Source organism: Maribacter vaceletii, assembly GCF_003634105.1.
Taxonomy (GTDB): domain Bacteria; phylum Bacteroidota; class Bacteroidia; order Flavobacteriales; family Flavobacteriaceae; genus Maribacter_B; species Maribacter_B vaceletii.
Map to the genome: position 1 here is coordinate 265,889 of NZ_RBIQ01000010.1, position 8,369 is coordinate 274,257.

At 33.1% G+C, this 8,369-nt stretch carries 5 protein-coding genes; 2 read left to right on the top strand and 3 right to left on the bottom strand.

Annotation, left to right across the window (positions count from 1 at the left end; translation table 11 throughout):
* Positions 1-143 precede the first annotated feature (143 nt).
* A complete protein-coding gene (locus CLV91_RS14125; protein ID WP_170146763.1) occupies positions 144-2,723 on the top strand; it encodes a T9SS type A sorting domain-containing protein in 2,580 nt (859 codons plus the stop codon).
* Positions 2,724-2,726: 3 nt separating this feature from the next.
* A complete protein-coding gene (locus CLV91_RS14130; protein ID WP_121068865.1) occupies positions 2,727-3,428 on the top strand; it encodes a fibronectin type III domain-containing protein in 702 nt (233 codons plus the stop codon).
* A gap of 28 nt (positions 3,429-3,456) precedes the next feature.
* On the opposite strand, the gene cmk is transcribed toward CLV91_RS14130, so the two are convergent.
* The 3 genes from cmk to CLV91_RS14145 all read right to left on the bottom strand — a co-directional run.
* Positions 3,457-4,164, bottom strand: coding sequence for a (d)CMP kinase (gene cmk / locus CLV91_RS14135; protein ID WP_121068866.1), 708 nt, complete (start codon positions 4,162-4,164; stop codon positions 3,457-3,459).
* Between the two features lie 24 nt (positions 4,165-4,188).
* Positions 4,189-6,639: an endopeptidase La gene (lon, locus tag CLV91_RS14140; protein ID WP_121068867.1), complete on the bottom strand. Its 2,451-nt coding sequence runs from the start codon at positions 6,637-6,639 to the stop codon at positions 4,189-4,191.
* 212 nt (positions 6,640-6,851) lie between these two features.
* Positions 6,852-8,369: T9SS type A sorting domain-containing protein (locus tag CLV91_RS14145; protein WP_147406426.1), on the bottom strand; the 1,518-nt coding region annotated here is incomplete at its 5' end.

Sequence of the window (8,369 nt, forward strand, 5' to 3'; positions counted from 1 at the left end):
GTCCTTTTTGTTTACATATAGTTCTCATTAAAAAATTAAATAAAAACTAAAAATTTATCTACTGACCATATGAATCATAAATAAGATCATGAAAATCTTCACAAACACCTTATTCATATTTAATTTGTAGAAAACTACTTATGATGAATAAATTACTTTTTACATTCTTATTTATTTTTTTTACGCATTCTATAATTCTTGCCCAAACTATTTATGTTGCAACTGATGGCGATGACAACAATAATGGATCTGAAAGCACACCTTATAAAACATTTAGCAAAGCTATCTCGGAAATGTCTGCTGGAGATATTTGCATTATTAAAGGAGGAGTGTATGAAGAACAACTATCTATGAATAAAAACGGAACACCAGGCAACCCCTTAACCTTTAAAGCCGCAGATGGGGAAACTGTTGAAATTAAAGCTACCTCTACAGTTGATGGATGGGAAATACATAATGGAAACATCTACAAAGCCGATGTTGATATGGCTATCGAAAGTAGATTTAGAGCTGTATATCACAACAACGACTATATGGATTTGGCTAGATGGCCTAATAATACAGATAATAACAGATGGACTATAGACTGCCAACCTGTTACTGGAGGTGACGGTGCGCATTTTCTTGCTGATAACATCCCAAATATAGATTGGACAGGAGGGATGGTTTATTACCTAGCAACTCATTCTGGAACTAGTTGGACTAGACCTATAACAGCAAGCTCTACCAATAGGATTGAACATGCGGGTGTTGATATAAACAAATGGCCATTTTCTAATCACAACCCACAATGGACTGAAGGTAATATAGCAAATCCACATGGACAATTATTTTTATTCAATAAACTAGAAGCTTTAGATAGCGCAAGAGAATGGTACTATGATAATGTAGACAAGGTATTATACCTTCAAACGGCTAATGGTAATATTCCTACTGATGGCAGTGTGCAATATGCAACTCGTAAATATGCTATCGAATTAAATGGAGACTACATAAAACTTGAAGGGCTAGAAATTTTTGGTGGTGCTATAAAAATTCACAATAATGCTGATAACAATCAAATAATCAACTGCAAAGTTATACACGGTAGTGAAGGACATGATTCTCTTACTAATGCCTCCGCTCAAGTTGGAGAATCTGCTATAGAGGTTCTAGGAGATAACACCATTATAAAAGGTTGCACCATAAATCACAGTTCAACTAATGGTATTTTAGTAGCAGGTTGGGCTGCAGACGACTGCATTATTGAGGAAAATACCATTAGTAATTTAGATTATGTAGGTATACATGCTTCTCCAATAAGATCTAGTGGTGATAACATGAAAATTTTAAAAAACACCATCTTTACTACAGGTAGAGATGGAATGTATGTTGCAGGAACTGGAAATGAAATAGCCTATAATGATGTGTCTGCTTCTCAAAAAATCAATAGTGATTCAGGTGTATTTTACACTGTAGGAAATGATAATTTAAGAAATAGTGAGATTCATCACAACTGGTTCCATGATGCTACGGCTCCTTCTTATTCACACAACCCAAATAGCCCAGCAAAAGCCGCAGGTATATATCTAGATAACGATAGTAAAGGTTTTACTGTTCATCATAACGTTGTATGGAATGTATCATGGAGTGGCTACCAAGTAAATTGGAATAATACAAATCTCGATTTTTACCATAATACCATTTGGAATGCTGAACGTGCTATGGATTCTTGGGATATAAACGGGCCTCAATTAGACAACAAAATTTATAATAATTACGCAAATACTGGAGAATGGTTTACAAAAACGGCTACGGATTTTGAAATTAAGGATAGCCCAATTTTTGCAGACTCTCCATTTGAAGATGCGGACAACCAAAATTTTATGCCCGCTATAGGTAGTGCATTAGTAGATATGGCACCAATAATTACTGGTTTTAATAAACCTTTTAAAGGAAATTCTCCAGATATAGGTGCTTACGAGTTAGGTGGCACAAGATGGACAGCAGGGATAAATGCTATAGAAGATACAGGAGAAGGCATCCCTTGGTCTGTACTGAACACTCAATTTACTATTGCAACAACAACTGAAACATGTCCAAACCAAAATAATGGTAAAGTTAATATTGTAGCAAATTACCCGGAAGATTATGTTGTTGCTTTTAACGGTACTAATACCAATTTTACAACAGAAACTACATTAGAAAACATTGAACCAGGCACTTATGATTTCTGTATTTCTATAAACGGTGATACCGAAAGTCAATGTTTTAGTGTAGAAATAAAAGAAGCTGATGAAATTCAAGGTATATCATTACTTACACAGAATAAACTTTCTGTAAATATTGAAAAAGGTACAGCTCCTTTTAGAGTTTCTGTTAATGACAAAGTTATTTTTAAAACATCTGAAAAATCTTTTTCGGTTGATGTAAAACATGGTGATACGGTTGAAGTTAAATCGGATGTTACATGTGAAGGAACAATTATTGAACCTATAGACTTACAAGGAAATGTAGTTGCTTACCCAAACCCAACTCAAGGTAATTTTCAACTTTCATTACCAGTTCATGAAGGAAAGGTTATTATTGAATTATATGATATGAATTCTCAATTAATTTCCTCCAAATTATACCCTATAGAGTCTGGAACTGTTGACCTAAATATTGAGAACAATCCTGATGGAATTTATTTTGCAAAGATTAAAAGTAAAAAACCTACTAATGTTAAAATAATAAAGAACTAAAAGATGAAAAAAATAAACATATTAATCATAACAGGAGTTTTATTAATTTCATGTTCAAAAAGTGGTGGCGGTGATGAACCTACTCCACCACCTACAGAAAACCAAGCACCTTCAAAAGTTGAAACTTTAACTTTCCCCACAGATAATCTGCTATGTACTACAAATGTTTTGGATTTTGAATGGAGCGCTGCTTCTGACCCAGACGGTGATAGTATTTCTTATTTACTTGAAATTTCTAAAAACAATCTATTTACCACTACAGAGGAATCATTTGAAGTTTCTGGAACTACCAAAAATGTAACTTTAGAAAAAGAAACTGCTTATTACTGGCGTGTAAAAGCAATGGATAGCAAAAATTTAAGTGGTGATTATTCAACAACATATCAATTTTACACAGAAGGTATTGGAGAAACAAATCACGTCCCTTTTTCTCCAAAAATAATTGCTCCTGAAATCGACGGAAATGTTACTGGAATGGCTACAAAATTACAATGGGATGCTAGTGATGTAGATAACGATCCTCTTGTATATGATGTGTATTTTGACACTACAAATCCTCCAACAACCCTAATTAGTGAAAATCAAAGCGAAAAATCTTTAGATGTTACCTTAACTACTTCCACAACTTATTATTGGAAAATTGTTTCTAAAGATAACAAAGGTGGTCAGTCTATAGGGCAAATATGGAGTTTTAATACTAATTAAGAGTATTACACAAAACTAAAAAAGGGTGCTAATTAGCACCCTTTTCATCTTTATTAATTATTCTTAAAGCAAAATTATACATTCGCTCAAATTGCTCTTCCAGTCCCATATCGCTATTATCAAAAGGTATCGCATCCTCTGCTTGTCGTAATGGTGAAAACTCTCTATGAGAATCTATATAATCTCTACTTTCTACATTTTTTAAAACATCTTCATAAGTAACCTTCTCCCCTTTATCTAACAATTCTTTGTAACGCCTGTAAGCTCTTTTATCTGCAGAAGCCGTCATAAAAACCTTTAGCTCAGCATCCGGAAAAACTACAGTACCAATATCTCTACCGTCCATAACAATTCCTTTGGATTTCCCCATTTCTTGTTGCATATGAACAAGCTTTTCTCTTACTTCTTGCAGCTCTGCTACTCTACTTACATTTTTAGATACCTCAAGAGTTCGGATGTCCTTTTCTACGTTTTCATCATTTAAATACATTTCAGAATAACCCAAAACTTCATTATACTCAAAACGTAATTTAATCTCAGACAAACTACCAGAAAGTAAAGAAATATCATTTTTAGAACCATCAACAAAACCCCTACGCATAGCATACAAAGTAACCGCTCTGTACATGGCACCTGTATCTACATACACATACTCCAATGCTTTAGCTAATTGCTTAGCAATGGTACTTTTCCCGGTAGATGAATACCCATCTATTGCTATGGTAATTTTTGTCATTACATATATTTTACATCGGTAACATTACAATTTTTTAGCATTCTTTACTTTTGTTTTAGTTAACGCTAATTCCACAACCTCATACATATCTATAACATAATGGAAAGTTAATCCTTTTAAATAACTTTCTTTAATCTCAAGAATATCTTTTTTGTTAGATTCACATAAAATTATTTCTTTAATACGTGCTCTTTTTGCAGCAAGTATCTTCTCTTTTATACCTCCTACGGGCAAAACTTTTCCTCTTAAAGTTATTTCTCCTGTCATTGCAAGACTCTTTTTAACCTTACGTTGTGTAAACAAAGAAACTAAGGAAGTTAACATTGTAATACCTGCACTTGGACCATCTTTAGGAGTAGCCCCTTCTGGTACGTGAATATGTACATTATACTTATCGAACACATCAGCTTCTATTCCAAAAACATCCGCATTAGATTTAATATATTCCATAGCAATTGTTGCAGACTCTTTCATAACCTTACCTAGGTTACCTGTAATATTAAGCGCTCCTTTTCCTTTAGATAAAATAGATTCTATGAATAAAATATCACCCCCAACACTAGTCCATGCTAAACCTGTAACTACTCCAGCAACATCATTATTTTCGTACTTATCCCTTTCTAGTCTTGGCACACCTAAAACCTCTTCTACATCATCATTGTTAATTTTAATATTATACTCCTCTTCTGTGGCAATTGATTTTGCTGCATAACGAACCATTTTTGCTACTTGTTTTTCTAAAGAACGCACTCCAGATTCACGAGTATACCCTTCTACAATTTTTTCTAACTGTGGTTTTCCAATTTTTAAATGCTTATCGGACAAACCATGTTCTTTTAATTGCTTTGGCAGCAAATGTTTTTTAGCTATTTCTACCTTTTCTTCTATAGTATAACCAGTAACATTAATAATTTCCATTCTGTCTCTTAATGCAGGTTGAATAGAACCTATATTATTTGCTGTGGCAATGAACATTACTTTAGAGAAATCATAGCCCATTTCTAAAAAATTATCATAAAACTCGCTATTTTGCTCAGGATCTAAGACCTCTAACATAGCTGAAGATGGATCCCCTTGATGACTGTTTGATAATTTATCTATCTCATCTAAAATAAACACTGGATTAGAAGTTCCGGCTTTTTTTAAACTCTGAATAATTCTACCAGGCATTGCCCCTATATAGGTTTTTCTATGCCCTCTTATTTCCGCTTCATCACGTAATCCTCCTAATGAAATTCTAACATATTCTCTACCTAAGGCCTCTGCCACAGACTTTCCTAAAGATGTTTTACCAACACCTGGAGGACCATAAAGACAAAGAATAGGGGATTTCATATCATTTCTTAACTTTAAAACAGCCAAATATTCAATAATCCTTTTCTTAACATCTTCTAAACCGTAATGATCACGGTCTAATATTTTTTGCGCTCTTTTTAAATCGAATTTATCTTTAGAAAATTCTTCCCAAGGCAAATCTAAAAATAAATCTAGATAATTTCTTTGAATAGAATATTCCGCAACTTGCGGATTCATACGTTGCATTTTAGCCAACTCTTTATCAAAATGCTCCCCTACTTTTTTATTCCATTTCTTCTTTTCAGCTTTTTCTCGCATTACCTGGATTTCTTCATCATAAGAAACTCCTCCCAATTCTTCTTGAATGGTTTTCATTTGTTGATGTAGAAAATACTCTCTCTGTTGCTTATCTAAATCGTTACGAACCTTAGATTGAATATCATTTTTTAATTCCAACTTTTGAAGCTCTACATTCATGTATTTTAAAGTAGCTAAAGCACGCTCCTTTAAATTGCCTATCTCTAATAAATCTTGTTTTGCTTTTAGTTCTAAGTTAAGATTAGAAGACACAAAATTAATTAAGAATGAGTTACTCTGAATATTTTTAATAGCAAAAGAAGCTTCACTTGGAATATTAGGGTTATCTCTAATAATTTTAAGCGCCAAATCTTTAATAGACTCAATAATAGCTAAGAATTCTTCTGTATTTTGGTCACCTCTCTCTTCTTCCGTTTCTCTAACAGTAGCTGTAAAATAAGGTTCTTTTGTAAGCACTTCTGCAATCTCGAACCTTTTTTTACCCTGAATAATAACAGTAGTGTTACCATCAGGCATTTTTAAAACTCTTAAAATTCTAGCTACAGTCCCTAATGTATTTATATCATCTACATCAGGATCTTCTGTTTCTTCATTTTTCTGAGATACAACACCTATTACTTTAGCCCCATTATTAGCTTCTTTTATTAATTGTATAGATTTATCTCTACTTGCTGTTATTGGAATAACAACTCCAGGAAACAATACAGTATTTCGTAACGGTAATATTGGTAACGTTTCTGGCAAACCTTCACTATTCATTTTTTCTTCATCCTCTGGTGTTAATAACGGTATTAACTCAGAATCCTCATCTATACTATGTAAAGACATATTGTCAAAATTTGAAAATTTAGAATCTCCCATATTTTTAATTCGGTCATTTTGTCATTAATATAACAAAAACCTTTTTTATCTTATTATTAAATTAATTTGTAAAGTCTTGTTTTTATTAGCTTTACAACTCACATCTCATTCTTTCAATACTATAAAGACAATTGTCATGCCAATTAGATAAAAAATAAAACCCTTTCTAGTATACTAGAAAGGGTTAAGCTATACATTAAATTCTTTATTTTTTACTTTTTTAAAATTACTGATTTAGAAATTTTATAATTAATACCTTCTATTATTATAAGATATACACCATCTGAAAGAGTACCTAAATTTAATTTCTCTATTGCTTTATGATCTTTATTATAGTTAACAAAATAAGCTACTTGTCCCGATGAGTTTATAACTCTCACATCTAAAGCCTCATTTAATTTACTTGATAAATCTATATTTATTATAGAAGCTGTTGGATTAGGATAAATTAAGACTTCATTATTATTTACCGATGTCTTTTCCTTACTATTAAACTTCAGCGACACAGAATCAAATATCTCCAAATCTATTGAAGTAGAACAACCCTCTGATGAGGTTATTACATAAACACCAGAATCCGAAAAACCAATATTCCCTAAACTATAATCATCCCCAACTACATCCCCATTAGGTAATGTAATCGAAACATCTATATTGTTTGGCAACATACTCAACATTAACGATGTACCTAACTCTAAACTCAACTCTGTTGACCCACTTTGCCAATTCCCATTTATTCTATATTCTGGAATAGAACGCTCTGGTAAACAAGGCTCCAATTCGCCAATCACATCCAAATCTATTGAAGTAGAACAACCCTCTGATGAGGTTATTACATAAACACCAGAATCCGAAAAACCAATATTCCCTAAACTATAATCATCCCCAACTACATCCCCATTAGGTAATGTAATCGAAACATCTATATTGTTTGGCAACATACTCAACATTAACGATGTACCTAACTCTAAACTCAACTCTGTTGACCCACTTTGCCAATTCCCATTTATTCTATATTCTGGAATAGAACGCTCTGGTAAACAAGGCTCCAATTCGCCAATCACATCCAAATCTATTGAAGTAGAACAACCCTCTGATGAGGTTATTACATAAACACCAGAATCCGAAAAACCAATATTCCCTAATATGTAATCCCCTACTCCTGAATAAACTTCTACTCCGTTAAGGGATACAGTGAAAGTAATACCATTAGGGATCATACTTAGAATTACGTTATCACCAGTATTAGCTTCTATTGTTACAGGAAGGTTATCAGGTGCTTCATTGTAGGTGTTACCACCGTCTAAAGACCATTCTGCTCTAAGAGTAGTTGCATCGCATACCACTTGATTAATAGTTACATCTATAGCAACAGAACACCCTTGGTCAGATTCTAGTAAATAAAGCCCTGTATTGTCATTTGTGACATTTGTAATTATATAATCCCCTGTAAGATTTTCTATTATTCCTCCATTTGGTGTAATAACCTTATAACCAAGTCCATTTGGTAGAATACTTAAACGTACCTCTTGTCCATTATCCGCAGTTATAGAAGCATTTACTCCTTCACTTTCCGATTCATAAGGGTTTCCAGAACCTCCAATACGCCATTCTGCGGATATAGGAGTATCTCCTGGGTCACAATTACCAGATACATTTAGGTTTATTACCGTAATACAACCATCAATTGTAGTTAACACATACTGCCCCGCATCCTCGTTAGATACAAA

Bases quoted from the DNA above. Each gene is read 5' to 3' on its own strand.
- CLV91_RS14125 (WP_170146763.1), top strand. From the start codon at position 144: ATGAATAAATTACTTTTTACATTCTTATTTATTTTTTTTACGCATTCT.
- CLV91_RS14130 (WP_121068865.1), top strand. From the start codon at position 2,727: ATGAAAAAAATAAACATATTAATCATAACAGGAGTTTTATTAATTTCA.
- cmk (WP_121068866.1), bottom strand. From the start codon at position 4,164: ATGACAAAAATTACCATAGCAATAGATGGGTATTCATCTACCGGGAAA.
- lon (WP_121068867.1), bottom strand. From the start codon at position 6,639: ATGGGAGATTCTAAATTTTCAAATTTTGACAATATGTCTTTACATAGT.